Here is a 25,813-nt window from a genome sequence, read left to right on the forward strand (position 1 = left end):
CTGTCGGTGCCGCGGCCGGCTGGCCGCGGACGATTCGATTGAGAGAGCGGTGCGCTTAGTCCCACTTCGGCGCGAGGCCGGCCGGGTCGACTTCGCGGCCGTTGCGCTCCAGCGCGGCGATCTGCGCCATGTCTTCGTCGGTCAGGCGCAGCGTCTGCGCGAGCAGGTTGCTCGCGAGGTTCTCGCGTTTCGTCGACGACGGAATCACCGAGTAGCCGAGCTGCAGCGCCCACGCGAGTGCGACCTGTGCCGGCGTCGCGTCGTGACGCTGTGCGATCGCGCCGATCACCGGGTCGCCGAGCACCTTGCCGTACGCGAGCGTCATGTACGACGTCACGTGGATGCCTTCGGCGTTCAGGAACTTGACGAGCTTGCGGTTCTGCAGGTACGGGCTCAGTTCGATCTGGTTCGTCGCGATCGCATCCTTGCCGACGGCCGCGATCGCTTCCTTCGTCAGTTCGATGTTGAAGTTCGAGATGCCGATCTGGCGCGTGAGGCCCTTCGCCTTCGCGTCGGCCAGCGCGGTCATGAACGCCTCGATCGACACGCCGTTGCCCGGGGCCGGCCAGTGGATCAGCGTCAGGTCGACATAGTCGGTGCGCAGCTTGCGCAGGCTTTCCTCGAGGCTCGCGACCAGCTTTTCCGGTGCGTAGTTGTCGACCCAGATCTTCGTCGTGAGGAACAGGTCTTCGCGGCGCACGCCCGATGCGGCGATCGCTTCGCCGACTTCGGCTTCGTTGCCGTAGATCTGCGCGGTGTCGATCGCGCGGTACCCGACTTCGAGGCCGTTGCGCACCGAGTCGATGACCACCTGGCCTTGCAGGCGGAACGTACCGAGGCCGAATGCGGGAATGTTGCTCATCAAGTGCTCCTGAAAGGGGTGGAACGGTTGCGGTATGGAAGTCATTCTGGCGCTTGATACTGATGAGATAAACGCCTTTAGAGGTCAAAAATATTTGATTTGAATTCAAATATCGGTCGTGCGGCGGGCTCGCTCGAGGCCGTTGCCGGCCTTATGCGGCGCGCGTCTGCGCGTTTGCCTTCGTCTTCGCGTGGAATGCCGGCAGCACGTCCGACGCGATCTCGGCCATCGTCTCGTCGAGCGGGCGGCGGTTGCGGCGGAAATGCAGGCCGATGTGCCGTACGCCCGCGTCGCGCATCGCCGCGAGTTCTTCCGTCAGCGCGATGCGTCCGGCGCGGGCGCCGAAGCGGTGCCGCTGCAGCGGCTCGTGCGGATCTTCCGCGAGGTCGAGGTGGATGAAGCTCACGTACGGCTTGTCGCCGGCCACCGCGCGCCAGTTCGCGGCGCGCTGCGCATGGTCGGCCGGCGTGCCCGGATAAGCGAGGCAGCCGTCCATGTGTTCGCCGATCCACGCGGGCGTCTGCTGCGCGAGACCCGCGACGAGCAGCGGCACCGGCGAGCGCGCGGCCGGCAGCACCTCGAGGCCCGGCGGCAGGTGCCCGCGCGCGCCGTTGCGCAGCAGCGCGACCTGGTCGCGGAAATTCGCGCCGCGCGACGCGAAGTCGCGGCCGAACAGCGGATATTCGACCGGCCGGTCGCCGCTCGCGACGCCGAGCATCAGGCGGCCGCCGCTCAGTTCCTGGATCGTCGCGGCCGATTTCAGCGTCAGCAGCGGCTCGCGCAGCGGCAGCACGACGGCCGCCGTGCCGAGCAGGATGTCGTTCGTGATGCCGGCGAGGTAGCCGAGATACGAGAACGTTTCGAACACCTGCGCGGCGTCGCCGAACGACGGGTCGTACACCGGCACGTCGCGCACCCAGAGCGCGCGGAAGCCGAGCGTGTCGGCCAGCTGCGCAAGCTCCGCGTGGATCGCCAGGTCGGGCACGCCGGGGCGGCGGCCCTGTTGCTGGCGCTTCGCGTCGCCGGCCGGCGACCAGTCGTTGTCGAGCGGCAGTTCGATGCCGACGCTGAAGCCGCCGTCGGCGAGTTTCTCGAGTGAAGTGGACATGGTCGGGCTCCGTTCAGACCGCGCGCAGGCTGCCTTCGAGGCGGTAGAAATCGAGCGACGCCGCGGTGAAGAACGAGCGCGACGTGCCGGCGGCGAAATCGTCGACATGCACGACCGTCGCGCGGTCGGCTTCCTGCCACGAGATCGCGTAGGTGTCGCCGGCGACGTGCTGCCACGTGTATTCGACTTCACCCTTCGCGCCCGCGTACGGGCCTTCGGTGATCTCGTAGCGCATGTGGAGGCCGTCCTCGTCGTACGCGTTGAGCGCGGTGAGACCGTCGTAACGGACTTCGAAAGTCTTGCCGGCGAACGGCGGACGTTGGGTCGATGCGTTCATGCTGGTTGGCTCCTGCAAAAAGTGACGTTCAATGAGCGAGTTCGACGGGTTCGGCCGTGCGTTCCGGCAGCCCGTGGCGGCGGTCGAGACGGCCGCTCAGCGCGGTGAGCGCGAACGCGCCGAGCGTGACGGCGGCGGCGATCCACGGCGTGTGGCCGAGGCCGACGTTCGCGACGATCAGGCCGCCGAGCGACGAGCCGCCGGCCACGCCGAGGTTGAAGGCGGCGATGTTGAAGCCCGATGCGACGTCGGTGGCGTCCGGCGCGAAGTGGCGCGCCTGCTTGACGACGTACACCTGCAGCCCCGGCACGTTGCCGAACGCGACCGCGCCCCATGCGAGCATCGTCAGCACCGCGAGCCATTTCACGTGGATCGTGAAGGTCAGCGCGAGCAGCACGATCGCGAGCAGCAGGAAGATCCGCTTGAGCGCCTTCACGGGGCCGACGGCATCCGCGAGCTTGCCGCCCCACACGTTGCCGAACGCGACCGACACGCCGTAGCCGACGAGCACGAGGCTGACCTGCGACGGCGTGAAACCGGCGATCTGTTCGAGCAGCGGCGCCATGTACGTGAACGCGATCAGCGAGCCGCCGTAGCCGACGGCCGTCATCGCATAGACGAGCAGCAGGCGCGGCTGGGCCAGCACGCGCAGCTGGCGGGCGAGCGGCGCCGGCGGCGTCTGCGGCGTCTGCGGCAGGCCGCGCGGCACGAACGCCACCGCGCCGAGGAACGCGACGAGGCCGAACAGCGCGACGATCAGGAACGTAGCGCGCCAGCCGAAGTGCTGGCCGATGAAGGTGCCGAGCGGAATCCCGGCGACGAATGCGACGGTCATTCCGCTGAACATCGTCGCGATCGCGCTGGCGGCCTTGTCTTTCGGCACGAGCGTGGTCGCGATGATCGAGCCGACCGAGAAGAACACGCCGTGCGCGAGGCCGGTGAGCACGCGCGCGACGATCAGCGATTCGTAGCTCGGCGCCTGCCAGGCGACGAGGTTGCCGACGGTGAAGAGCGCCATCAGCCCGGCGAGCAGCGTCTTGCGCGGCACGCGGCCGGTGAGCGCGGTGAGCAGCGGCGCGCCGATGGCGACGCTCAGCGCATAGAGGCTGACGAGCAGGCCGGCCGACGGCAGGCTGACGCCGAGATCGGCGCCGATCGTCGGGATCAGCCCGACGATCACGAATTCGGTCGTGCCGATGGCAAAGGCGCTGATGGTCAGCGCAAGCAGGGCGAGTGGCATGATGGGATCCAGGTTCCAGTAAGGATGGATCGCAGTGTGCCGACTTTACTTTTGCGGAAAAACTGGTCTATAAACCAAATTGTTTTGATTTCAGATCAACAATGAAGATCACGCTCGACGAACTCCAGGCCTTTGCCGCCGTGGTCGACACCGGTTCGATCACCGCGGCGGCCCAGCAGCTCGACCTCACTGTGTCGGCCACGAGCCGCACGCTCGCGCGGCTCGAGGAGAAGCTGAAGACCACGCTGCTGCGCCGGACCACGCGCCGGCTCGAACTGACCGAGGAAGGGCGCGCGTTCCTGCAGGACGCGCGCGCGATCATCGAATCGGTCGAGACGGCGGAAGAGCAGATGCTCGCGCGGCGCGAGATGCCGTCGGGGCGGCTGCGCGTCGACGCGGCGACGCCGTTCATGCTGCACGTGATCGTGCCGCTCGTGCGCGGCTATCGCGAACGCTTCCCGAAAGTCGAGCTGGAACTGAACAGCAACGAGGGCATCATCGACCTGCTGGAGCGGCGCACCGACGTCGCGATCCGGATCGGGCGGCTGAAGGATTCGACGCTGCACAGCCGGCGCATCGGCAACAGCCGGCTGCGCATCTTCGCGAGCCCCGCGTATCTCGAAGCGCACGGCCAGCCGCGCAAGGTCGAGGATCTCGGCAAGCACACGCTGCTCGGCTTCACGCAGCCCGAATCGCTGAACGTGTGGCCGATCCTCGGCGCGGACGGCGAAGCGTGCCGCATCGAGCCGGACATCTGTTCGTCGAGCGGCGAGACGTTGCGGCAGCTCGCGCTGGAGGGCGCGGGTGTCGTCTGCCTGTCGGATTTCATGACCGCGCAGGATCGCGAGGCCGGGCGGCTCGTGCAGGTGCTCGCGCGCCAGACGCTCGAGGTCGAACAGCCGATCAACGCGGTGTATTACCGGAATACCGCGATTTCGTCGCGGATCGCGTCGTTCGTCGATTACATGATCGAGGTGCTGGGCGGCGGGAGCGGCGGCAGCGATGCGCCGGCGCGGCGCAAGGCGGCGTGGATGGGGACGGTGTAGCCGGGGGCGGCTGCATCGTTGCCGCCGGGCGCCGTTCCCGCGCGGGACGGCTCGGCGGACTTCCTCCGGCCGAAGCGAACGGCGCGGAGGCGGGCGGTGCGCGGCGGGCGCGCCGATGTGATCCGGCATGCCGACGGCGCGTGCGCCGCCGACATGCCGTCGCGTGCTGCGCGTCCTACGCTTCCTCGGACCACGACATCCCGTCGCGCGCGAGCAGCGCCGACGAAGCCGCGGGCCCGAACGTGCCGGCCGTGTACAGGCGCGGCCGATCGCCGAGCTGCTTCCAGCCGTCGAGGATCGGCTCGACCCACGACCAGGCGGCTTCAAGCTCGTCGCGCCGCATGAAGTGCGTGAGGCGGCCGCGGATCACATCGATCAGCAGCCGTTCGTATGCTTCTGCGCGCCGCTCCGGAATCGCCTGCTGCAGGTCGAGGTTCAGGCTCACGGGCACCATGTTCATCCCGCTGCCCGGTTCTTTCGCGAGCATCTGCAGCTGGATCGACTCTTCCGGCTGAAGCTGGATCACGAGGCGGTTGCTGTAGTGGCGCGGGCCGGTCGGGATGATCGAGAACGGCATGTCCGCGAACTCGATCACGATTTCCGACTGGCGGCGCTGCAGCCGCTTGCCGGTGCGCAGGAAGAACGGCACGTTCGCCCAGCGCCAGTTGTTGATGTGCGCGCGCAGCGCGACGAAGGTTTCGGCGCGGCTGTCGGCCGGCACGTTGTCTTCCTCGAGGTAGCCCTTTACCGGCTGGCCGTCGACCGCACCGGCCGTGTACTGGCCGCGCACCGTGTCGCGGGCGACGTCGGCGACCGCCATCGGCCGCAGCGAGCGCAGCACCTTCAGCTTCTCGTCGCGCACCGCGTCCGGGTCGAGCGACACGGGCGGCTCCATCGCGACGATGCACAGCAGCTGCAGCAGGTGGTTCTGCACCATGTCGCGCAGCGCGCCGGTATGGTCGTAGAAGCCCGCGCGGCTGCCGACACCCACCGTCTCCGCCACCGTGATCTGCACGCTGCGGATGCTCGGCGCCTGCCACAGCGGCCCGAAGATCGGATTGCCGAAGCGCAGCACCATCAGGTTCTGCACGGTTTCCTTGCCGAGATAGTGGTCGATCCGGTAGATCTGCGATTCCTCGAAGTGCTTGCCGACCGCGTTGTTGATCGCCTTCGCGGACGCGAGATCGTGACCGAGCGGCTTTTCGAGGACGACGCGCGAGTGCCTGTCGACGAGATGCGCGGCCGACAGGTTGTCGCAGATCGTCGTAAACAGCTCCGGCGACGTCGACAGGTAGAACACGCGGATCGCGTCGCCGCGCGCCGCTTCCGCGAGCCGCAGGTAGTCGTCCGGCGCGTTCACGTCGATCAGCACGTACTTGAACAGGTCGAGGAAACGGCTCCAGGCGGCGGGATCGAACGCCTTTTCGTCGATGAACGGGCGCGACTGCTCGTCCATGAACTTGCGATAGCCGTCGATGCCCCAGTCGCGGCGGCCGACCGCGATGATGCGCGTCTCGGGCGGCAGGTTGCAGTGCAGGTGCGCCATGTACAGCGCGGGCAACAGCTTGCGGGCGGCCAGGTCGCCGCCGCCGCCGAAGATGATCATGTCAACGGGCCGGTCGGCCGCGGTCTGGGTAGGCTGATTCGTCATGGGAGGTTCGCGTCTGAAACGGTGAGCGTGGAACGAACGTCGAAGGCGCCGGGCGCCGGTACGGCAAAACCCTAATAGTGCACGCATTTGATGGATCGCGTGTGTGTCCGTTTCCTGTCGCGCAGCTGGTGGATGGGTCGCAGGCGGGTTGCAGGCGGTGCGGGCGTTGAAGGAGCCGGGCCGCTGCCGGAGCGGGTGAGCGGCATGGGCGGTCGTCGGGCGGCGGCTCGCCGGCAGGGTGTGGCGCCGCCGGCCTGCGAGCCGCGTCGCCTCACTCGATCGGTACGGTACCCGGCATACGCATCCGGTACAGCGACACGGCCTGGATCGCGAGCGTACAGACGATCGCGAAACCGTCGGCCGGAATCGGGCCGAGCCGCGTGAGCGTCAGGCTCGGCACATGAAAGAACGCTGCGAAGCTCGGCAGCCCGGTGGCCGTCCCGCCCGCGTGAGCGCACGACTGCCCGCCGAGCGCTCAGCGCCCCAGCGCGTAAAACTCCGCGTTCGGCCGCATGTTCGTCACGTTCGCGATGCGATTGGACATGCCGAAGAAAGCCGAGATCGCCGCGATGTCCCAGATGTCTTCTTCGACGAAGCCCTGCGACTTGAGCGTGTCGAAATCCGCTTCGCCGACCTGGTGCGCGGCCTGCGACACCTTCATCGCGAAGTCGAGCATCGCCTTCTGCCGGGCGGTGATGTCGGCCTTGCGATAGTTGGTGGCGACCTGGTCGGCAATCAGCGGATCCTTCGCGCGAATGCGCAGGATCGCACCGTGCGCGATCACGCAGTACTGGCACTGGTTCACGCTGCTGGTGGCCACGACAATCATTTCCCGTTCGGCCTTGCTCAGGTTGCCCGGCTTGTCCATCAGCGCGTCGTGGTAAGCCATGAACGCGCGAAACTCGTCCGGGCGATGCGCGAGGGTCAGGAAGACGTTCGGGATGAAGCCCGACTTTTCCTGGACGGCCGCGATGCGTTCGCGAATGTCCTCGGGCAGGTCTTCGAGCGCGGGCACGGGAAAGCGGCTGATGGGGGCGGTGCTTGCGGCGGTCATGAGGTCTCCTGGATAAGACGGCGCGGCCGCGCTCGATGCGCGGGCGGCCGTCCGAAAAACGAAGCGCCGGTGGTCGGCGGCGACGTTACGCGTTGACGTCGACGACGATACGGCCGCGAACCTTGCCGGCGATCAACTCCCCAGCAAGCGGGATGACGTCGCCCAGGCCGACCTGGTGGCTGATCGCGCCCAGCTTCCCGACGTCGAGATCGGACGCGAGCCGGCGCCACGCCTCCAGGCGGTCGGCGCGCGGGCACATGACGCTGTCGATCCCGACAAGCGTGACGCCGCGCAGGATGAACGGCATGACGGTCGCGGGGAAATCCATGCCGGCGGCCAGGCCGCAGGCCGTCACGACGCCGCGGTACCGCGTGGTCGCGCACACGTTGGCGAGCACATGGCTGCCCGCCACGTCGACCGCGCCGGCCCATCGTTCCTTGCCCAGCGGCTTGCCGGGCTCGCTGAATTGCGCCCGCTCCAGGATCTCCGCCGCGCCGAGCTGCCGCAGGTAGTCGGCATCGGCGGGGCGGCCGGTGACGGCGACGACGCGGTATCCCAGCCGCGCGAGGAGGGCCGTGGCGACGCTGCCTACCCCGCCTGCCGCGCCGGTCACCACGATCTCGCCGTCGTCCGGGCGCACGCCATGCCGCTCCAGTGCCATCACGCACAGCATCGCGGTGTAGCCCGCCGTGCCGATGGCCATCGCCTGTTGCGGCGAAAAGGCGGACGGCAGCGGCACCAGCCAGTCGCCATCGACGCGGGCCTTCTGCGCCAGGCCGCCCCAGTGCGTTTCGCCGACGCCCCAGCCGTTGAGCACGACCTGGTCGCCGGGGCGATAGTCGGGGTGCGTGCTGTCCTCGACTTCCCCGACCAGATCGATGCCGGGCACCATCGGGAACTTGCGGACCACCGGGCTCTTGCCGGTGATCGCCAGCCCGTCCTTGTAGTTCAGCGTCGAATAGCCCACGCGTACCGTCACGTTGCCGGCCGGCAACTGCGCGTCGTCCAGCGTCTCGAGCCGCGCTTGCTGGCCGGTTTCATGCCTGTCGATCACGATGCCTTGAAACATGCGTCCTCCTTTCTAGACCGATCGTCTAGTTAACGGCAAAAAAATTCAGCGGCGGGGCAGCCCGTTGAAGAAGAACTGCGCGAACAGGGCCAGCGGCGTATCGCTGCGCTCCAGCTTCGCGCGCAGCACGGCGCCTTCCCAGCCGATCCAGAAGAATGCGGCGAGTTCGGCAGGGTCGGCCGAGCCGGCCAGTTCGCCGGCTTGCTGCGCGGCGGCCAGGCAATCGGCGAGGCGGCGTTGCCAGTCCTCGAAGGTGGTGCGCAGGCGTGCGCGAAAGCTTTCGGGCAGCGCGCCCATTTCCTGCCCGAGGTTGCCGATCAGGCAGCCCCGGCTGTATTCGTAGCGGGCCATGCCGTCCCGGGCATCGTCGACGAACGCGCGCACGCGCTGCAACGGCGAGCGCGCCGCGTCGCTGAAATGGCGATCCAGCTTGCGCGCGAAGAAGTCGGCATAACGGTCGATCAGTTCGAGGCCGAACGCTTCCTTGCTGTCGAAGTAGTGATAGAAGGAGCCCTTGGGCACCCCGGCGCGCCCGAGGATCTCGTCGAGCCCGGTGGCCGAAAACCCCTTCTCGGTGAGCACTTCCAGCCCGGTGCGCAACAGCATGTCCCGCGTGGCGACGAGGTCTTCATGCTGCTTCGGTGGCCTGCCGCGACGGCGAGGCGGATCAGTTCGAACGTCCATGCGCGAATAATAGACCGTTTGTCTCAAAAATCAACGGGCGCGTGTCGAGCCCATCCGATCGAGCACGGACGGCGAGCGACGCCCGTATTAACCCTGATTAAAAAACCTTATCGCGGTGAAAAATTCCGCATCTTATTGAACCGATATCGGCTCGATATAGTGGCTCGCTTTCCCGCACGCACCGGTTGCGTGTGCAGACAAACAGCAGGAGCCCCTTGATGACCACCGATACCCGATTCACCGTAATCGAGGATCTGATGCCCGCCGCCGGCGGGTTGCGCGAGATCCGTCACCACATCCACCACCATCCCGAGCTTGCATACGAAGAGCACGACACGGCCGCGCTCGTCGCCGAGAAGCTCGAACAGTGGGGCTGGCAGGTGACGCGCGGGGTCGGCAGGACGGGCGTGGTCGGCACGCTGCGGGTGGGCGACGGCACGCGCAGCATCGGCATTCGCGCCGACATGGACGCGTTGCCGATCGTCGAGGCGACGGGGCTGCCCTATGCGAGCGGCACGCACGGCAAGATGCACGCCTGCGGCCACGACGGCCACACGACGATGCTGCTCGGCGCCGCGCAGCAGCTCGCGAAGACACGCAACTTCTCCGGCACCGTGCACCTGTATTTCCAGCCGGCGGAAGAGCACGGCGTCGACAGCGGCGCGAAGAAGATGATCGACGACGGCCTGTTCGAACGCTTCCCGTGCGACGCCGTGTTCGGCATGCACAACCATCCGGGCGCGGCGCCGGGCGTGTTCCTCACGCGGCGCGGCCCGTTCATGTCGGCCGGCGACAAGGCGATCATCACGATCGAAGGCGTCGGCGGCCACGCGGCACGGCCGCACCTGACGGTCGACCCGGTCGTCGTCGCGGCCAGCATCGTGATGGCGCTGCAGACGATCGTCGCGCGCAACGTCGACCCCGCGCAGCCGGCGGTCGTCACGGTCGGCTCGATGCACGCGGGCACCGCGAACAACGTGATCCCGAACGGCGCGCGCCTCGAACTCAGCGTGCGCTCGTTCAGCCCCGACGTGCGCGCGCTGCTCAAGCGCCGCATCACCGAGCTGGCCGAATCGCAGGCCGCGAGCTACGGCGCGACGGCCAGCGTCGAGTACATCGAAGGTTATCCGGTCGTCGTCAATACGGATGCCGAAACGGATTTCGCCGCGCAGGTCGCGCGCGAACTTGTTGGCGACGCGCACGTGGTCGAGCAGACCGACCTGCTGATGGGCAGCGAGGATTTCGCGTTCATGCTGCAGCAGCGGCCGGGCTCGTTCGTGCGGCTCGGCAACGGCGAAGGCGAGGACGGCTGCATGGTGCACAACCCGAAATACGACTTCAACGATCGCAACCTGCCGATCGGTGCGGCGTTCTGGACGCGTCTCGTGGAGCGTTACCTCGGGCGGTGATTCCGGCGGCGGTGGCGCGCGGCCGGCGCTTCCGGCCGCATTGAGAGGAGAGGACAACGATGCAGAAAGACCATCTCGCGCTGCACCCCGTGTCGACGGGGAGCGCCGAAGTCGGCACGCCGCGCGCACCGGCCGTCACGCGGCGCGGTGCGATCGCGGCGGCCGTGATCGGCAACTGGCTGGAATTTTTCGATTTCACCGTGTACGGCTTCTTCGCGGTGCTGATCGGCAAGCTGTTCTTCCCGTCGAGCGACCCGACCACGTCGCTGCTGCTGTCGGTCGCGACGTTCGCCGCCGGCTTCTTCACGCGGCCGCTCGGCAGCGTCGTGCTCGGCGTCTACGCGGACCGCAAGGGGCGCAAGGCCGCGCTGAACCTGACGATCATGCTGATGGCGCTCGGCACGGGCCTGATCGCGATCGCGCCGACGTATGCGCAGGTCGGCGTGGCCGCGCCGCTGCTCGTCGTGTTCGCGCGGCTGATGCAGGGCTTCTCGCAGGGCGGCGAATTCGGCGCGGCGACGTCGACGCTGCTCGAGCAGGGCGGCACGTCGCGCCGCGCGTTCCGCGCGAGCTGGCAGCTCGCGACGCAGGGCGGCGCCGCGCTGATGGGCTCGGGTTTCGCGGCGCTGCTGTCGAACACGATGACGAAGGACGCGCTCGAAAGCTGGGGCTGGCGGCTGCCGTTCCTCGTCGGCGTGCTGATCGCGCCGGTCGGCATGTACCTGCGCCGCCGGCTCGCGGACGATGCGCCGGGCGACAGCCATCACGGGATCGAACGAGGCGTGCTGCACGAGCTGTTCTCGAAGCACACGCGCACGGTGCTGCTGCTGATGCTCACGGTGATGGGCGGCACGGTGTCGACCTACATCCTGACGTTCTACATGCCGACCTACGCGATCCACACGCTCGGCCTGCCGATGAAGCTGTCGATGTTCGTCGGCGTCGCGTCGGGCTGCGTGATGCTGGTCACGTGCCCGCTGTTCGGGTGGCTGTCGGACCGGCTCGGCAGCCGCCGCCTGCCGATCTTCGTCGGCCGCGGCGTGCTGGTCCTGTTGCTGTTCCCGGCATTCTGGCTGATGAACCATCACCCGACGCTGTCGGTGATCCTGCCGCTGACCGCGCTGATGCTGCTGTTCTATTCGCTCGGCTCGGCGTCGGAAATGGCGCTGATGTGCGAGTCGCTGCCGCGCCACGTGCGCGCGACCGGCATCTCGATCGCGTATGCGCTCGCGGTGACGATCTTCGGCGGCACCGCGCAGCTGATCGCGACCTGGCTCGTGAAGACGACCGGCAGCAAGCTCGCGCCGGCCGGCTACGTGGCCGCGTGCGTGGTGCTGTCGCTGATCGCGGTCGCGATGCTGCGCGAGACGGCGCGGGATTCGATCGACTGACGCGCGGCACAGCACGGCGGGCGGCGGGCTGCAGTACGCGCTTACCGCCCGCGGACCATCCGCAGGTACGACGCGAGCATTGTCGCGAGTTCCTGCGCGGCAGGCGTCAGCGGCACGGCCGCGCGCTGCAGCAGGCAGATGTCCTGCGATTCCGCCTGTTCGCGCACGGGCACCTTCGCGAGCGCGCCGGCGAACGGCCCATGCCGCGTGATGGCTTCGGTTTCGAGCGCGAGGGAATCGGTCTGCGTGACGATCTGCAGCGTCTCGAACATCCCTTCGACGGTCGCGAGAATCCTCGGCGGCGGCTGGCCATGCGCGTCGAAGTACGCGAGCAGCCGGTTCACGACCGGGTCGGCGCTCAGGTTCGGCGAGCGCGTCGACACCCACGCGTAGCCGGCCAGTTCGGCGAGCGATTTTGCGTGCATCGCCGGATGCCCGTTGCGGCACACGACCACCGGCGCTGACGCACGCAACGGCGTGACCGCGAGATCGGTCGTGTCGGTCTGCTTCGCGACGAGTGCGATCGCGAAATCCACCGCGCTTTCGCGCAGCCAGCCGATCATCATCCGCGACGTGCCGGTGCGCAGGTGCACATCGACCTTGTCGAAGCGCGCGCGGAACGCGCTCAGCACGGGCGCGAACGCGTCGATCAGCGGTTCGGCCACGAGGCCGAGCGTGACGGTGCCTTCGTACGCGCCGCTCAACTGCCGGATCTCCCGCTCGACCTGCTCGCATTCGCCGAGGATCGAACCGGAGCGCGCGAGCAGCCGCTGGCCGACGGCCGTCGGCACGATCCCGCGATTGGTGCGCGTGAACAGCGTCGCGCCGAGCGTCGCCTCGAGGCTCTGCAACTGCTGCGTGACGCCGCTCTGCGCGAGATCGAGCGCGCGTGCGGCGGCGCGCAGGCTGCCGTGCTCGACGACGGCCTGGAAGATGCGGAGCTGGGAGAGCGTGAACGCCATGGGCACGCGCGGGGCCGGTGATCGGAAATACCGATCATGATAAGGCAGTCGATGGTTCCGGCGGCGGCCCGTGCCGCCTACGATCGCAGGCAGTCCGGCTGATGCCGTTTGCCTTCCTTCCTGTCCTCCGTCGACCATGAAACGTATCCTCGTCCCGCTCGTTTCCCTGTGCCTTGGCTGGGCTGCCACGTCCGCGTTTGCACTCGACGCGCACGTCGTGCGCCTCGGCATCGATCCGACCTATCCGCCGATGGATTCGAAGGCGCCCGACGGCAGCCTGAAGGGCTTCGACGTCGATCTCGGCAACGAGATCTGCCGCCGCGCGCAGTTGCGCTGCCAGTGGGTCGAGCTCGAATTCTCCGGGATGATTCCCGCGCTGCAGGCGCGCAAGATCGACGCGATCCTGTCGTCGATGGCGATCACCGACAAGCGCGAGAAGCAGATCCTGTTCTCGTCGAAGCTGTTCCGCTTCAAGTCGCGGCTCGTCGCGCGGCCCGGGAGCGGCCTCGGCAGCACGACCGCGTCGCTGGCCGGCAAGCGTGTCGGCGTGCAGTCGGGCACGCAGTTCGAATCGTGGGCGCTCGCGCACTGGGCGACGGCCGGCGTGAGCGTGGTGCCGTACAAGAGCCAGGACGACGTGTTCGCCGATCTCGTCAACGGCCGCCTCGACGCGGCGCTGCTCGGCACCGTGGAAGCCGACTACGGCTTCCTGCGCACGCCGAAGGGCAACGGCTTCGCGTTCGTCGGCGCGCCGCTCGACATGGGCGATCGCGGCGTCGGCATCGGCATGCGGCAGTCGGATACGGCGCTCAAGGCGTCGATCGACGGCGCGATCGCGTCGATGCTGAAGGACGGCACGTACGACCGGATCGCGAAGAAGTATTTCGACTTCAACCCGTACGGCGACTGAGCGCCGAGCCACCGCGCCGTTGTACCCGCGGCCCCGTTTTCATCCGTTCGAGACCCTCGATGCAGATTCGCACCACGCCACTCCTGTCGCCGTCGATCGGCACGCAGCGCACGCTGACGAGCTTTCATTTCGGGCAGGCCGGCACCGGCCGCAAGATCTACCTGCAGGCCGCGCTGCACGCGGACGAGACGCCCGCGATGCTCGCGGCGTTCGTGCTGAAGCAGCGTCTCGCGCAGCTCGAGGCCGAAGGCCGGCTCGCGGCCGAGATCGTGCTCGTGCCGGTCGCGAACCCGGTCGGCCTCAATCATCATCTGCTCGGGCAGTTCATCGGCCGTTTCGACCTTGCGAGCGGCCGCAACTTCAATCGCGGCTTCCTGCCGCTCGCGGACATCGCCGCGCGTGCGCGCGACCGGCTCGGCGACGACGGCGAACGCAATCGCGCGATCGTGCGCGAATGTGTCGGCGCGGCGCTCGACGATATCGCACCGCGTACGGAATTCGATGCGCTTCAACTGGCGCTGCTGAAGCTGTCGTTCGACGCCGAGGTCGTGATCGACCTGCATTGCTCGCTCGAAGCGGTGATGCACGTGTACACGAGCGATACCGCGTGGCCGCAAGTCGAGCCGCTTGCGCGCTATCTCGGCGCGCAGGTGTCGCTGCTCGCCGAGGATTCGGGCGGGCACGCGTTCGACGATGCGCATCATCTGCTGTGGTCGCAGTTGCGGCAGCACTTGCCGGCCGGCACGCCGATGGCGGGCGGCGCCGTGGCCGTGACGGTCGAGTGCCGGGGGCAGCGCGACGTCACGTACGACCATGCGGAGCGCGATGCCGATGCGCTCGTCGCCTATCTCGTGTGGCGCGGCGCGATACGCGGCGAACGCGTGCCGCTGCCGCCGCTCGCCGCGCCGGCCACGCCGCTCGCGGGCAGCGAGCAGTTCTACGCACCGGTGAGCGGGATCCTCGTGCACCGCGCGGCGATCGGCGCGACGATCCGCGCCGGCGATCCGCTGTTCGACATCGTCGATCCGCTGACCGATGCGATCACGACGATCTCGAGCGGGACCGACGGCGTGTTCTACATGCGCCGCGCGATCCGTTTCGTCATGGCCGGCGCGCCGCTCGGCCGCGTGACGGGCGCAGTGCCGGTGCGCAAGGGGATGTTGCTCGGCGCGTGACGAGCGGCGCGCGTCGCGTCCAACGAACCCGACCTTTACGAAATCGTCGAGAAATTTCGGTTTCCTCGGATAATCGCTCGCCGCTCGACCCCGGCCTGCACCGGGGCGGCCGCCTGGAGACGGCCGGCGGACGCAGGCTGCATCGTCAGCAGGGACGTTCATGGCCCGCCGCGACGCACGGCAGCACGCTTGCCTGGCTTGCCGCGCGCCGTCGTCCCGCCGTTGCGGCCGTCCGCGTCCGAAAACATCTTCATGTCCCGAAGGATGCCGCGCAGCAGCGTATCGGCTGCCACCCCGAGCGTGCGTCCGGCCTTGACCAGCAGCCGCGCGTTGGCTGCCTCGAGCAGCGGATGGGCGACGGGAACGGCGACGAGTTCTCCCGCCTCCAGTTCCTGATACGCCGCGAACGCGGCGAGCAGCGTGACGCCGTCGTTGCGCCTGACGAAGTGGCGCAGCACGGCCAGCGAGTTGGTGGTCAGCGTCGGGTGGAGCTGGATGTTCTCCGCATAGGCGAGCATCTGCACGGCCTGCCCGAGACCGAACGCCGGCGGCATCAGCGCGAGCGGATACCCGGCGAGTTCGTGTACCGCGACGGGCCGGCCCCGCGCGGCCAGCGGGTGCCCGGGATGCACGAGCGCCACCACCGGCTGCGGCGCGGTGGCGACGTACTCGATATCCGGATGCGCCGGGGGATTGTAGGCGAGGCCGATATGCGCGCGGCTCTCGGCGACTTCCTGCAGCAATGTGCTGACCGGAAGGATATCGACGGTGACGTCGAGCTTCGGATAGCGCGCGCAAAAATCGGTGAGCACCTCGTCCATCAGGCAGTCGATATAGCCTTCGCTGGTGGCGAGGCGGATCTGGCCGTGTTGCAGGCCGTGCAGCGCCTGCAGGCGGTCTTCGAACAGTTCCTGCTGGGAGCGGCAGCCGCGCCAGTATTCGAGCAGGTGCGCCGCGGCTTCGGTCGGCCGGACGCCGCGCGGCTGGCGCTCGAACAGCGGCGCCCCGATTTCTTCCTCGAGCAGCCGGATCTGCCGCGTGATGACGGACGGCGACGTGTTGATGCTGTCGGCCGCGCCGCGGATCGAGCCGTGCGTCAGGACTTCATGGAAATAGCGCAGGCGGCGCTGGTTCAGTTCGCGCATGGTGTCGGTCCGTTTGCCGTTGAAGTGTTGCTCGTTGAGCAACGATAACTCGCTTAGGTTGCTATTGCGCTGCTTTTTCGGCTCCTCGACGATTCGAACGGAGTCGATCATCGATGCGGGATTCGAAGCAATACGCCCTAAAGGAGAGCGCATGTCCGCCATTCCATCCCCTCAAGACCCGGTCGCGCCCGACAGCCCGGCGCATCAGGCCCTGTATCGCAAGCTGAACTGGCGTCTGCTGCCTTTTCTGCTGCTCTGCTACACGTTCGCCTATCTCGATCGCGTGAATATCGGGTTCGCCAAGCTCTCGATGCAGAGCGACCTGGGCATCTCCGATGCGGTGTACGGGCTGGGCGCGGGCATCTTCTTTCTCGGCTACGTGCTGTTCGAGATCCCGAGCAACCTGCTGCTGCCGCGGATCGGCGCACGCAAGACCATCAGCCGGATCATGGTGCTGTGGGGCCTGACCTCGGCGGGCATGATGTTCGTCCACAACGAGACCACCTTCTACGGGATGCGTTTCCTGCTCGGCGTGTTCGAGGCCGGCTTCGCGCCGGGGATGATCTTTTACCTGACCTACTGGTATGGCCAGCGCCGCATGGCCGGCGTGATGGCGGTCGTGATGCTCGCGGGCCCGATCGGCGGCGCCTTCGGCTCGCCGCTGTCGGCGTGGCTGATGACTGGGCTGTCCGGTGCCCACGGCCTGGCCGGCTGGCAGTGGATGTTCATCGTCGAAGGCCTGCCGTGCGTGCTGCTCGGCGCGCTCGCACTCAAGGTCCTGTCCGACCGGCCGGCCGACGCAGCCTGGCTGACCGACGACGAGAAGCGGTTGCTCGCCGCCGAGCTGCACGCACCCGGAGCCGGTCATCACTCGTTCGGACAGGTGTTGCGCGACCCGCGCGTGTACCTGCTGGCGTTCGCGTACTTCACGATCATCTGCGGGATCTACGCGGTGAGTTTCTGGCTGCCGTCGATCCTCAAGGCCGACGGCGTGACCGACACGATGCAGATCGGGCTGTACTCGATGATCCCGTACGTCTGCGCCGCGATCGCGATGATCGTCATCGGCCGCCGGTCGGACCGCCGCGGCGAACGCCGTTTCCACAGCGCCGTGCCGGCCCTGATCGGCGCGATCGCGCTGGCCGTGGCGACGACGGCCAACGGCAATCTCGTCATTTCACTGGTCGGCATGACGATCGCCACGTCGATGATCTGGGCCGCGTACACGGTGTTCTGGGCGATTCCGTCGCAATACCTGAAGGGCGACGCGGCCGCGGGCGGCATCGCGCTGATCAATACGATCGGCCTGATCGGCGGCTTCCTGAGCCCGACCATCATCGGTGCGATCCACTCGGCGACAGGCAGCATGGCAGCCGGCCTGCTGGTCATGGTCGCGCTGCTGGTCGCGGGCGCCGCGGTGCTCGTGGCGAACCGGCTGCCCGCGCCGCAGGACGCGTTGGCGACAGCGTGATATCGCGGGCCCGCAAGCGCTCGCGACCTCCGTCGCGGCGCAGCACGGCCCGTGCCTTGACTATCTATTTCCGGAGACACGTTTTTGAACACGCGGATCTTGATTGCCGGCTTTCAGCATGAAACCAATACGTTTGCGCCGTCGAAAGCCGCTTACGCGAACTTCGAGCGCGGCGAGGGCTTCCCGGCCATGGTGCGGGGCGACGACGTGCTTGCGCTGCGCGACGTCAACATTCCCGCGGGCGGATTCATCGTCGCGGCGGAACGACGCGGCTGGACCCTGCTGCCGGTCATCTGGGCGGGCGCGAGCCCGTCGGCCCACGTGACCGAGGATGCGTTCGAGCGCATTGCCGGTGAAATCCTCGCGGCGGTTCGCAGCGGAGGCTACGACGCGGTGTACCTCGACCTGCACGGCGCGATGGTCGCCGAGCATACCGACGACGGCGAAGGCACGTTGCTGGAGCGCGTGCGCGCCGCGGTCGGCCCGGCCGTGCCGGTGGTCGCGTCGCTCGACCTGCATGCCAACGTCACCGCGAAGATGCTGCACGAGGCCGACGCGCTGGTCGCCTTCCGCACCTATCCGCATGTCGACATGGCCGAGACCGGCGAACGCGCGGCCGTGCTGCTCGAGCGCCTGCTCGTCTCGCGGGCGGCGGGTGGCCGCCCGCTGCATCGCGCGGCGCGGCGGCTGCCGTTCCTGATCCCGATCAACGGCATGTGCACGCTGCTCGAGCCTTCGCGCGGCATGTATGCGCAACTCGCGGCGCTGGAAACCGGGGCCGTGGTATCGCTGTCGTTCGCGCCGGGTTTTCCGGCGGCCGATTTTCCCGAATGCGGCCCGGTCATCTGGGGTTACGGCGATGACGCCGCGTCGGCCGAGGCCGCGGTGCAGGCGCTCTACGACAGGATGCTGGCGGACGAGGCCGCGTGGCAGGTGCCGTTCCTGTCGCCCGATGCCGCCGTGCGCGAAGCGATGCGGCTTGCCGACGGGGCCGGCAAGCCGGTCGTCATCGCCGATACGCAGGACAACCCCGGCGCGGGCGGCGACTCGAACACGACGGGCATGCTGCGGGCGTTGCTGCGCAATGGCGCGAGAGAGGCGGCGATCGGCCTGATCTGGGACCCGGCCGCCGCCGCGGCGGCTCATCGCGCCGGGGTCGGGGCGTTCGTCGAGCTGGCGCTCGGCGGCGTTTCCGGCGTGCCCGGCGACGAGCCGGTCCACGCGCGTTTCGAGGTCGTGAAGTTGTCGGACGGCGTATGCCGGTACGACGGCCCGATGATGAACGGCATGCGCGCGGATATCGGCCCAGTCGCCTGCCTGCGGATCGATGGTGTGCTGATCGTGGTGAGCAGCGGCAAGGCGCAGATGCTCGACCGCAATCTCTATCGCGTGGGCGGCGTCGAGCCGGAAGCGATGCGCATCCTCGTCAACAAAAGCTCGGTGCATTTTCGCGCCGACTTCCAGGGGATCGCCGAGGCGGTGCTCGTTGCCACGGCGCCCGGCCCGATGACGGCCGATCCGGCCGAGTTGCCCTGGACCCGGCTGGCCCCGGGCATCCGGACGAAGCCGATGGGCGACGCATTCGCCGGCAACGGCTGAAGCACGGCACGCCGCCGGCGCGCCGGTGCGCCGGCGAGCGGGCGGCTGTCCTGGACAACGCCGTCGCGCCGGCCGACACAGGGCGCTGCGCGTCGTTTCACGCCGCGCGGCGTGCGCGTACCCGCGCGCGGATCGGCGCTCACCCGCGCCGCGCCACCAGCTCCGACACCGTCTGCGCGGCCTGCTGCAACGGCTCGAGAAACTCCTTCACCATCTGCTTCGCGGTATGCCGCTGCGCGTTGCCGCTGATGTTCATCGCCGCGATGATCTGCCCGCGCCGGTTGCGAATCGGCGCGGACAGCGACATCAGGCCCACTTCGAGCTCCTGGTCGACCACGGCCCAGCCCTGCTGGCGCACCTGTGCGATCGCCGCCTTCAGTTCGCCGAGGTCGGTGATCGTGCGCGGCGTATGCGCGCGGATGCCGCTTTGCGCGAGCGTTTCGTCGAGCGCGGCGTCGTCGAGCGCGGACAGCAGCACGCGGCCCATCGACGTGCAGTACGCTGGCAGCCGACTGCCGATCGACAGGTTGATCGTCATGATCTTGCGGGTCGGCACGCGCAGCACGTAGACGATCTCGGTGCGGTCGAGCACGGCCGCCGAGCAGCTTTCGTGGATCTGCTCGGACAGTTGCTCCATCACGGGATCGGCGAGATTCCAGAACGGCATCGATGTGAGGTACGCGAAGCCGAGCTCGAGGATCTTCGGCGTGAGCCGGAACAGCCGGCCGTCGGCCTCGACGTAGCCGAGCGTCTGCAGCGTGAGCAGGATCCGGCGCGCGCCCGCGCGCGTGAGCCCGGTGGCCGAGGCGACCTCGGTGAGCGTCTGCTCCGGACGGGCCGCGTCGAACGCGCGGATCACCGCGAGGCCGCGTGCGAACGACTGTACGTAGGAGTCGCCGGGTTTCGTCTGAGTGTCTTCGGTTGTCATGAGCGCCTGGAATATCGTGCAGCCGAGAAGATAGCGCACGGGGCCCGACACGCCAACCGCACGGCGGACCGGGCGCTTGACAGGTCGTCCCCGCACTCCCTATGATGCGTTGAACGTTCGATACACGATCTTATGTTCGTATATAGAACATTTAAGCGCATCCCGGCGGGCAATGCAAGGGGCGCGCCCTGTTCATTCCCCAGCCTGTCCTGGGAGCGGAGACACTGATGACCGAAGCTTTTCTGTGTGATGCGATCCGTACGCCGATCGGGCGTTACGGCGGTGCACTGTCCGGCGTGCGCGCCGACGATCTGGGCGCCGTGCCGCTCAAGGCGCTCGTGGAGCGCAACCGCGACGTCGACTGGACGGCGATCGACGACGTGATCTACGGCTGCGCGAACCAGGCCGGCGAGGACAACCGCAACGTCGCCCGCATGTCCGCGCTGCTCGCGGGGCTGCCGCAGGGCGTGCCGGGTTCGACGATCAACCGCCTGTGCGGCTCCGGGATGGACGCGGTCGGCGTGGCCGCCCGTGCGATCAAGTCGGGCGAGGCCGCGCTGATGGTCGCGGGCGGCGTCGAGAGCATGACGCGCGCGCCGTTCGTAATGGGCAAGGCCGCGAGCGCATTCGCGCGCCAGGCCGACATCTACGACACGACGATCGGCTGGCGCTTCGTCAATCCGTTGATGAAACAGCTGTACGGCGTCGATTCGATGCCGGAGACGGCCGAGAACGTCGCGGTCGACTACAACATCAGCCGCGCCGACCAGGACCTGTTCGCGCTGCGCAGCCAGCAGAAGGCCGCGCGTGCGCAGCAGGACGGCACGCTCGCCGAGGAAATCGTGTCGGTCACGATTCCGCAGAAGAAGGGCGATCCGGTGGTCGTGTCGCGCGACGAGCATCCGCGCGAAACGTCGCTTGAAACGCTTGCGAAGCTGAAGGGCGTTGTGCGTCCGGACGGCTCGGTGACGGCCGGTAACGCGTCGGGCGTCAACGACGGTGCCGCCGCGCTGCTGCTTGCGAACGAGGAAACCGCAAAGCGCTTCGGCCTGACGCCGCGCGCCCGCGTGCTGGGCATCGCGACGGCCGGCGTCGCGCCGCGCGTGATGGGCATCGGCCCCGCGCCTGCCACGCAGAAGCTGCTCGCCCGGCTCGGGATGACGATCGACCAGTTCGACGTGATCGAGCTGAACGAGGCGTTCGCATCGCAAGGTCTCGCGGTGCTGCGCATGCTTGGCGTCGCCGACGACGATCCGCGCGTGAACCCGAACGGCGGCGCGATCGCACTGGGTCATCCGCTCGGCGCATCGGGCGCGCGTCTCGTGACGACCGCGATGTACCAGCTGCATCGCACGAACGGCCGCTTCGCGCTGTGCACGATGTGCATCGGCGTCGGTCAGGGTATCGCGATCGCGATCGAACGCGTCTGACCCGCGTCTCATGTCTCGCGGCGAAGCGGCGGCCACGAGCCGCTTCGCTGCTCGGCCGCTTTGCCTCTCGACCGATTCGCCGCTTTGGAAACGATGCGCGGCACGAGGATGCTCGTGCCGCGCATCGTCGTTAACCGGCCTGCGACAGCTCCCTGAGGCGCGCCTCGAGCGCGTCGATCTCGGTGTCCGCGAACACCTCGATCCCGTGCTCGCGCAGCAACGCCGCCGTGACGCCGGCGCCCGCGTGCCGCCGGTTCCCGAAACTCCCGTCATGGATGAACGTGCTGCCGCACGACGGACTGCCGTCGGCCAGGATAGCGAAGCGGCAACCGTGCGTGCGCGCGAGGGCCAGCGCGGTTTGCGCGCCGGAGACGAACGGCGCTGTCACGTCGGTGCCGTTCACGTCGACGATGCGCGCGGCGCCCGACAGCACCTGCTGACCCGATGCGCCGCCGGCGATTTCGGCGGGCGGGCGCGGCACGCTGAAGCCGCCGGCCAGTTCGGGGCAGACGGGCACGAGACGCCCTTCGCGCTGCCACCGTTCGAGTGCCGCGTGCGCGGCGGTCTTGGCCGAGCCGTTGTAACGCACCGGATGGCCGACCACGCACATGCTGACGAGGATCTTCGGCATGGTTGGCGGCTGTGCTTTGTCCTGCAATTTTGCTCTCCGTGATTGCGCGATGGCCGATGGCAGCCGAGGCAACGCGGGACATCCCGCGCTTCATACGCGTGCCGGCGCGTCAGGCCGCCGGCCCTTCCAGATGAATGTCTTCCGGCTCGAGCGCGTAAAGCGCCGGGTCGGGCGCTGCGCTGACCGTGAAGCCGAGCCGCAGGTAGAAGTCGATCGTGCGCCGCGACGGCGTCGCGGACACGTACAGGCGTGCGGCGCCCATCGCGTGCGCCTGCTCGCGGGCTGCGCGGTAGAGCTGCTCGCCGAGCCCGCAGCCGCGCCAGTCGCGGCTCACGTGCAGGAACTTCAATTGCAGCATGTCGCCGTGCGGGCCGAGCGGCCGGCTGTCGACGACGACCGCCGCGACGAGCCGTTCGCCGTCGAACATGCCGAGGCACCAGCCGCCGCGATCGTGGCAGTCGAGCAGGATCGGCGTGTAGTGGTCGGCTTCACCTTCCGGCCAGCCGCCGACGTCGTAGAACTCCGGAACGAGATGCAGCGCGCCGTCGCGCAGCACGTACAGGTGCTCGATGATCTCGCGCCGGTCGATGGTCCACACGAGCGGCACTTCGTCGCGCGTGAGCGGGCGTGCGCAAAGCGCGTCGCGTTCGGCGGCGGTGCGGCGCGTCATGCGGCCTCCCGATGCGCGGCGATCGCATACATCAGCGGCAGGCTCGGCATGTGACCGGGCGGCACCATCCGGCGGCCGTCCAGTTCGCGCATGCCGTCGAAGCCCTTCCAGCCGTTCGAATACGGATATTCGGTCAGGCGGTCGATCGCGAGCCCCGCCGACACGAGTGCGTTCACGACCTCGCCGATGCCCCACATGAACTCGTAGCTCGGATGCGGGTTCGCGAAATCGACGACGCCAGGATGGTCGTGCTGCGCGCCGAGCCCCGTGCCGGATACGGCGACGTAATCGCCGACGCCTGCCGGCTCCTCGGTCGCGTCGCTTTTGAAATAGTCGTAGTGCGGCTTCCACTGTTCGTCGAAATACAGCGCGAACGGATGGAACTCGACCATCGCGAAACGGCCGCCCGGCGCGAGCAGCGCGGCGATCCCGCGCGCCCACGCGTTCAGGTCGGACAACCAGCAGATCGCGCCATACGACGTGAACACGCGATCGAAGCGCTCGCCGCGCGCGGCGGCCTCGGGCATCCAGTCGAGCACGTCGGCGCGCTCGAAACGCGCGGGCAGGCCCGCGTCGGTCGACAGTTGCCGTGCGAAGGCGATCGCTTCGTCGGAGATGTCGACGCCCGTCGCATCCGCGCCCTCGCGCACGAGGCTCAGCGTGTCCTGCCCCGCGTTGCACTGCAGGTGAAGGAGCCGCAGCCCGCCGACGTCGCCGAGCAGTTCGCGTTCTTCCGGATAGAGCGTCGAGCCGCCCGCGCGGAAAAACGCGGCCTGATCGCCTTTGTGGCTGTTATGCGCGACTGTCGCGGTATTCCAGGACAGCCGATTCAGTTCGTGTAATGCCTTTTTCATCGAATTCGAATGCCGGTTGAATGGAGCAGGATAAACGGAATCGTTTCGCCGCGCGCAACGGTCGATGGCGTGGGTCTGCCGCGCGACGTCGTTGCGCAGCGTGGCGTGACATTGGGATGAACGCTCGCGGCGATTATTGCCGGATTATTTGATCGAAATCATGGCGGCGGACGAATTGGATATTTTATTCGATGAAAGGGTAAGGTTTTTCCCCAATATGCCGACAGTAAGATGAAGACCGTCGTTAAGCGATAAACCGTTTTTCGGCTACTGAGCGTGATTTCAGCGCGGCGCGGACGACAGATCCGCCTTTCGGAGCCTTGCATGCGCAATAACCAGCCCGTTACCCAACAGGAATTCGATTTTCCCGACGACGTCACGCTGATGTCGACGACCGATGCAGACAGCATCATCACCTACGCCAACACGACGTTCGCGCAGGTGAGCGGCTTCACGAACGAGGAACTCGTCGGCCAGCCGCACAACGTGGTGCGCCACCCGGACATGCCGCGCGAGGCGTTTGCCGACATGTGGGCGACGCTCCAGCGCGGCGAGCCGTGGACCGCGCTCGTGAAGAACCGCCGCAAGAACGGCGATCACTACTGGGTGCGCGCGAACGCGATACCCGTGATGCGCAACGGCGAGCCGCAGGGCTACATGTCGGTGCGCACGAGGGCGCCGCACGACGAGAGCGCGGCCGCCGACGCGCTGTATCGCGCGTTCCGCGACGGCAAGGCCGGCCAGCGCCGGTTCCACAAGGGGCTGGTGATCCGCACGGGGCTGCTGCGTATCGCGTCGCTGTCGCAGACGATGTCGGTACGCGCGCGCGTGCATTCGGCGCTGTGCGTGCTTGCGCCGGCGGTCGTCGGCGCGGGCTGGGCGTGCGGGCTCGCCGGTGGCGGCCTCGCGGCATTTGCCGGCGTGACGGTCGGCGTGGCGGCGGCCGCCGGCCTGTGGCTCGATGCTCAGATCGTGCGTCCGCTGAAGCGGCTGCACGACCAGGCGCTGAACGTCGCGACCGGCGAAAGCCGGCGCGGCGTGCGGATGAACCGCGTCGACGAGATCGGCATGACGCTGCGCACGATCAACCAGCTCGGGCTGATGTTCCGCTGGCTCGTCGACGACGTCAGCGAGCAGGTGCACAACGTGCAGCGCGCGAGCAACGAGATCGCGCAGGGCAACAACGACCTGAGCGCGCGCACCGAGCAGGCGGCGTCGAGCGTGCAGGAGACGGCTGCGTCGATGGCCGAGATGACGGCGACCGTCGACAGCAACGCGGAGACCGCACTGCAGGCGAACCGGCTCGCGATGTCGGCGAGCGAAGTGGCCGGACGCGGCGGGCAGGCGGTGGGCGAGGTCGTCGCGACGATGAGCGACATCACCGCCAGCTCGCGAAAGATCTCGGACATCATCGGCGTGATCGACGGCATCGCGTTCCAGACCAACATCCTTGCGCTGAACGCGGCCGTGGAAGCGGCCCGCGCCGGCGAACAGGGGCGCGGCTTCGCGGTGGTGGCCGGCGAGGTGCGGGCGCTCGCGCAGCGCAGCGCGAACGCGGCGAAGGAGATCAAGACGCTGATCGGCGCGAGCGTCGAGCGCGTCGAGTCGGGCGCGCGGCGCGTGGACGAGGCCGGCAAGACGATGGAGGACATCGTCGCGCAGGTGAAGCGCGTGTCGGATCTGATCGCGGAGATCAGCTCGTCGACGGCCGAGCAGAGCACCGGGGTGTCGCAGGTCGACCAGGCGGTGGTGCACCTGGACAACATCACGCAACAGAACGCGGCACTGGTCGAGCAGAGCACGGCGGCGTCGGAGAGCCTGAAGCAACAGGCAACGCGTCTCGTGGATGCGGTGAACGTGTTCCGGTGATCGTCGGGGCGCGCACGCCATGTGCGCGCCCGATCGATGCATCGTGACATCGTGATTGACGCGCGTAATGCGCGTTCAGGTTTTTCGATTCAATCAAAATACGCGAAACGAGAAATATTCGTATTCAGGATTTTGCATTCATGCATTGAATCGATCTGGACGAATTACGCTGATTAATCAGACGAATATCCGTCAAACCGTTGCCTGGCCTGGTGTTTAGTTTCATCAGTAAACGGATTGTTCGGTAAAGGCAAGGTGATGCATTTTTAATGCATATTTACCCGGGCAAGGCATAATGTTTTCGTAAAAGTTGCCGAA

24 protein-coding genes are annotated in these 25,813 nt (G+C 67.9%); 9 read left to right on the top strand and 15 right to left on the bottom strand.

Translation table 11 applies throughout. From position 1 onward, the window contains the following. Window positions 1–55: 55 nt before the first annotated feature. The 4 genes from dkgB to ACTJLD_RS17630 all read right to left on the bottom strand — a co-directional run bounded on the left by dkgB (window position 56) and on the right by ACTJLD_RS17630 (window position 3,547). Window positions 56–862 (bottom strand): 2,5-didehydrogluconate reductase DkgB, encoded by an 807-nt coding sequence (gene dkgB / locus ACTJLD_RS17615; RefSeq protein ID WP_440659371.1) that lies wholly within the window; start codon window positions 860–862, stop codon window positions 56–58. 151 nt (window positions 863–1,013) lie between these two features. Then, window positions 1,014–1,970, bottom strand: a complete 957-nt coding sequence (locus ACTJLD_RS17620; protein ID WP_334068597.1) for an LLM class oxidoreductase — start codon at window positions 1,968–1,970, stop codon at window positions 1,014–1,016. 13 nt (window positions 1,971–1,983) lie between these two features. Beyond that, a complete protein-coding gene (locus ACTJLD_RS17625) occupies window positions 1,984–2,307 on the bottom strand; it encodes a MoaF-related domain-containing protein (RefSeq protein ID WP_060173973.1) in 324 nt (107 codons plus the stop codon). Window positions 2,308–2,335: 28 nt separating this feature from the next. Beyond that, window positions 2,336–3,547 (bottom strand): MFS transporter, encoded by a 1,212-nt coding sequence (locus ACTJLD_RS17630; RefSeq protein ID WP_440659372.1) that lies wholly within the window; start codon window positions 3,545–3,547, stop codon window positions 2,336–2,338. A 101-nt stretch (window positions 3,548–3,648) separates the two neighbouring features. Between ACTJLD_RS17630 and ACTJLD_RS17635 the strand changes: the two genes are divergently transcribed. Further along, complete coding sequence (locus tag ACTJLD_RS17635; protein ID WP_059684104.1) at window positions 3,649–4,593, top strand: LysR family transcriptional regulator; 945 nt, start codon at window positions 3,649–3,651, stop codon at window positions 4,591–4,593. 175 nt (window positions 4,594–4,768) lie between these two features. Here ACTJLD_RS17635 and zwf read toward each other — a convergent pair whose 3' ends face one another. The 5 genes from zwf to acuR form a co-directional block, all read right to left on the bottom strand. Next, window positions 4,769–6,244, bottom strand: a complete 1,476-nt coding sequence (zwf, locus tag ACTJLD_RS17640; protein ID WP_059684106.1) for a glucose-6-phosphate dehydrogenase — start codon at window positions 6,242–6,244, stop codon at window positions 4,769–4,771. Window positions 6,245–6,515: 271 nt separating this feature from the next. Next, complete coding sequence (locus ACTJLD_RS17645; RefSeq protein WP_440659373.1) at window positions 6,516–6,644, bottom strand: hypothetical protein; 129 nt, start codon at window positions 6,642–6,644, stop codon at window positions 6,516–6,518. Between the two features lie 75 nt (window positions 6,645–6,719). Beyond that, window positions 6,720–7,298, bottom strand: coding sequence for a peroxidase-related enzyme (locus ACTJLD_RS17650; RefSeq protein WP_048023467.1), 579 nt, complete (start codon window positions 7,296–7,298; stop codon window positions 6,720–6,722). A gap of 85 nt (window positions 7,299–7,383) precedes the next feature. Beyond that, window positions 7,384–8,367 (bottom strand): acrylyl-CoA reductase (NADPH), encoded by a 984-nt coding sequence (acuI, locus tag ACTJLD_RS17655; RefSeq protein ID WP_048023465.1) that lies wholly within the window; start codon window positions 8,365–8,367, stop codon window positions 7,384–7,386. 45 nt (window positions 8,368–8,412) lie between these two features. After that, window positions 8,413–9,051, bottom strand: a complete 639-nt coding sequence (gene acuR / locus ACTJLD_RS17660) for an acrylate utilization transcriptional regulator AcuR (RefSeq protein ID WP_059684112.1) — start codon at window positions 9,049–9,051, stop codon at window positions 8,413–8,415. Window positions 9,052–9,269: 218 nt separating this feature from the next. On the opposite strand from acuR, the gene ACTJLD_RS17665 reads away from it, so the two are divergent. Together ACTJLD_RS17665 and ACTJLD_RS17670 are read left to right on the top strand one after the other, a co-directional pair. Continuing rightward, on the top strand, window positions 9,270–10,460 hold the full coding sequence (locus tag ACTJLD_RS17665) for a M20 aminoacylase family protein (protein ID WP_060205774.1): 1,191 nt from the start codon (window positions 9,270–9,272) through the stop codon (window positions 10,458–10,460). A gap of 59 nt (window positions 10,461–10,519) precedes the next feature. Next, window positions 10,520–11,851 carry an MFS transporter gene (locus tag ACTJLD_RS17670; protein ID WP_060083778.1) on the top strand — a complete coding sequence of 444 codons (1,332 nt, stop codon included), beginning with the start codon at window positions 10,520–10,522 and terminating at the stop codon, window positions 11,849–11,851. Window positions 11,852–11,892: 41 nt separating this feature from the next. Here the strand turns inward: ACTJLD_RS17670 and ACTJLD_RS17675 are convergent, their stop codons facing one another. Next, window positions 11,893–12,813 (bottom strand): LysR family transcriptional regulator, encoded by a 921-nt coding sequence (locus ACTJLD_RS17675; protein ID WP_059496357.1) that lies wholly within the window; start codon window positions 12,811–12,813, stop codon window positions 11,893–11,895. A gap of 136 nt (window positions 12,814–12,949) precedes the next feature. Between ACTJLD_RS17675 and ACTJLD_RS17680 the strand changes: the two genes are divergently transcribed. Then, on the top strand, window positions 12,950–13,723 hold the full coding sequence (locus tag ACTJLD_RS17680) for a transporter substrate-binding domain-containing protein (protein ID WP_059684118.1): 774 nt from the start codon (window positions 12,950–12,952) through the stop codon (window positions 13,721–13,723). A 59-nt stretch (window positions 13,724–13,782) separates the two neighbouring features. Continuing rightward, on the top strand, window positions 13,783–14,898 hold the full coding sequence (locus ACTJLD_RS17685; RefSeq protein ID WP_440659374.1) for a succinylglutamate desuccinylase/aspartoacylase family protein: 1,116 nt from the start codon (window positions 13,783–13,785) through the stop codon (window positions 14,896–14,898). A gap of 158 nt (window positions 14,899–15,056) precedes the next feature. On the opposite strand, the gene ACTJLD_RS17690 is transcribed toward ACTJLD_RS17685, so the two are convergent. Next, window positions 15,057–16,043 (bottom strand): LysR family transcriptional regulator, encoded by a 987-nt coding sequence (locus tag ACTJLD_RS17690; protein WP_321966788.1) that lies wholly within the window; start codon window positions 16,041–16,043, stop codon window positions 15,057–15,059. Window positions 16,044–16,194: 151 nt separating this feature from the next. Here ACTJLD_RS17690 and ACTJLD_RS17695 point away from each other — a divergent pair, with 151 nt between their 5' ends. Next, entirely contained in the window at window positions 16,195–17,514 is a 1,320-nt protein-coding gene (locus tag ACTJLD_RS17695) for an MFS transporter (protein WP_060372849.1), read from the top strand. Window positions 17,515–17,598: 84 nt separating this feature from the next. Further along, window positions 17,599–19,113: a M81 family metallopeptidase gene (locus ACTJLD_RS17700; RefSeq protein ID WP_060173970.1), complete on the top strand. Its 1,515-nt coding sequence runs from the start codon at window positions 17,599–17,601 to the stop codon at window positions 19,111–19,113. A gap of 139 nt (window positions 19,114–19,252) precedes the next feature. On the opposite strand, the gene ACTJLD_RS17705 is transcribed toward ACTJLD_RS17700, so the two are convergent. Continuing rightward, entirely contained in the window at window positions 19,253–20,041 is a 789-nt protein-coding gene (locus ACTJLD_RS17705; protein WP_021156426.1) for an IclR family transcriptional regulator, read from the bottom strand. Between the two features lie 227 nt (window positions 20,042–20,268). On the opposite strand from ACTJLD_RS17705, the gene pcaF reads away from it, so the two are divergent. Next, complete coding sequence (pcaF, locus tag ACTJLD_RS17710) at window positions 20,269–21,471, top strand: 3-oxoadipyl-CoA thiolase (RefSeq protein ID WP_060205777.1); 1,203 nt, start codon at window positions 20,269–20,271, stop codon at window positions 21,469–21,471. Between the two features lie 130 nt (window positions 21,472–21,601). Here pcaF and ACTJLD_RS17715 read toward each other — a convergent pair whose 3' ends face one another. From ACTJLD_RS17715 to ACTJLD_RS17725, 3 genes are all read right to left on the bottom strand, one after another. Then, a complete protein-coding gene (locus tag ACTJLD_RS17715; protein ID WP_081076356.1) occupies window positions 21,602–22,102 on the bottom strand; it encodes a DUF523 domain-containing protein in 501 nt (166 codons plus the stop codon). Window positions 22,103–22,211: 109 nt separating this feature from the next. Then, window positions 22,212–22,772 carry a GNAT family N-acetyltransferase gene (locus tag ACTJLD_RS17720; RefSeq protein WP_440659375.1) on the bottom strand — a complete coding sequence of 187 codons (561 nt, stop codon included), beginning with the start codon at window positions 22,770–22,772 and terminating at the stop codon, window positions 22,212–22,214. After that, window positions 22,769–23,626, bottom strand: coding sequence for a class I SAM-dependent methyltransferase (locus ACTJLD_RS17725; RefSeq protein WP_322076107.1), 858 nt, complete (start codon window positions 23,624–23,626; stop codon window positions 22,769–22,771). Before ACTJLD_RS17725 ends, ACTJLD_RS17720 begins: the two co-directional genes overlap by 4 nt. A 324-nt stretch (window positions 23,627–23,950) precedes the next feature. Here ACTJLD_RS17725 and ACTJLD_RS17730 point away from each other — a divergent pair, with 324 nt between their 5' ends. Further along, on the top strand, window positions 23,951–25,495 hold the full coding sequence (locus tag ACTJLD_RS17730) for a methyl-accepting chemotaxis protein (RefSeq protein WP_027790458.1): 1,545 nt from the start codon (window positions 23,951–23,953) through the stop codon (window positions 25,493–25,495). Window positions 25,496–25,813 lie beyond the last annotated feature (318 nt).

This window comes from Burkholderia sp. 22088 (genome assembly GCF_052045915.1).
GTDB lineage: Bacteria > Pseudomonadota > Gammaproteobacteria > Burkholderiales > Burkholderiaceae > Burkholderia > Burkholderia cepacia.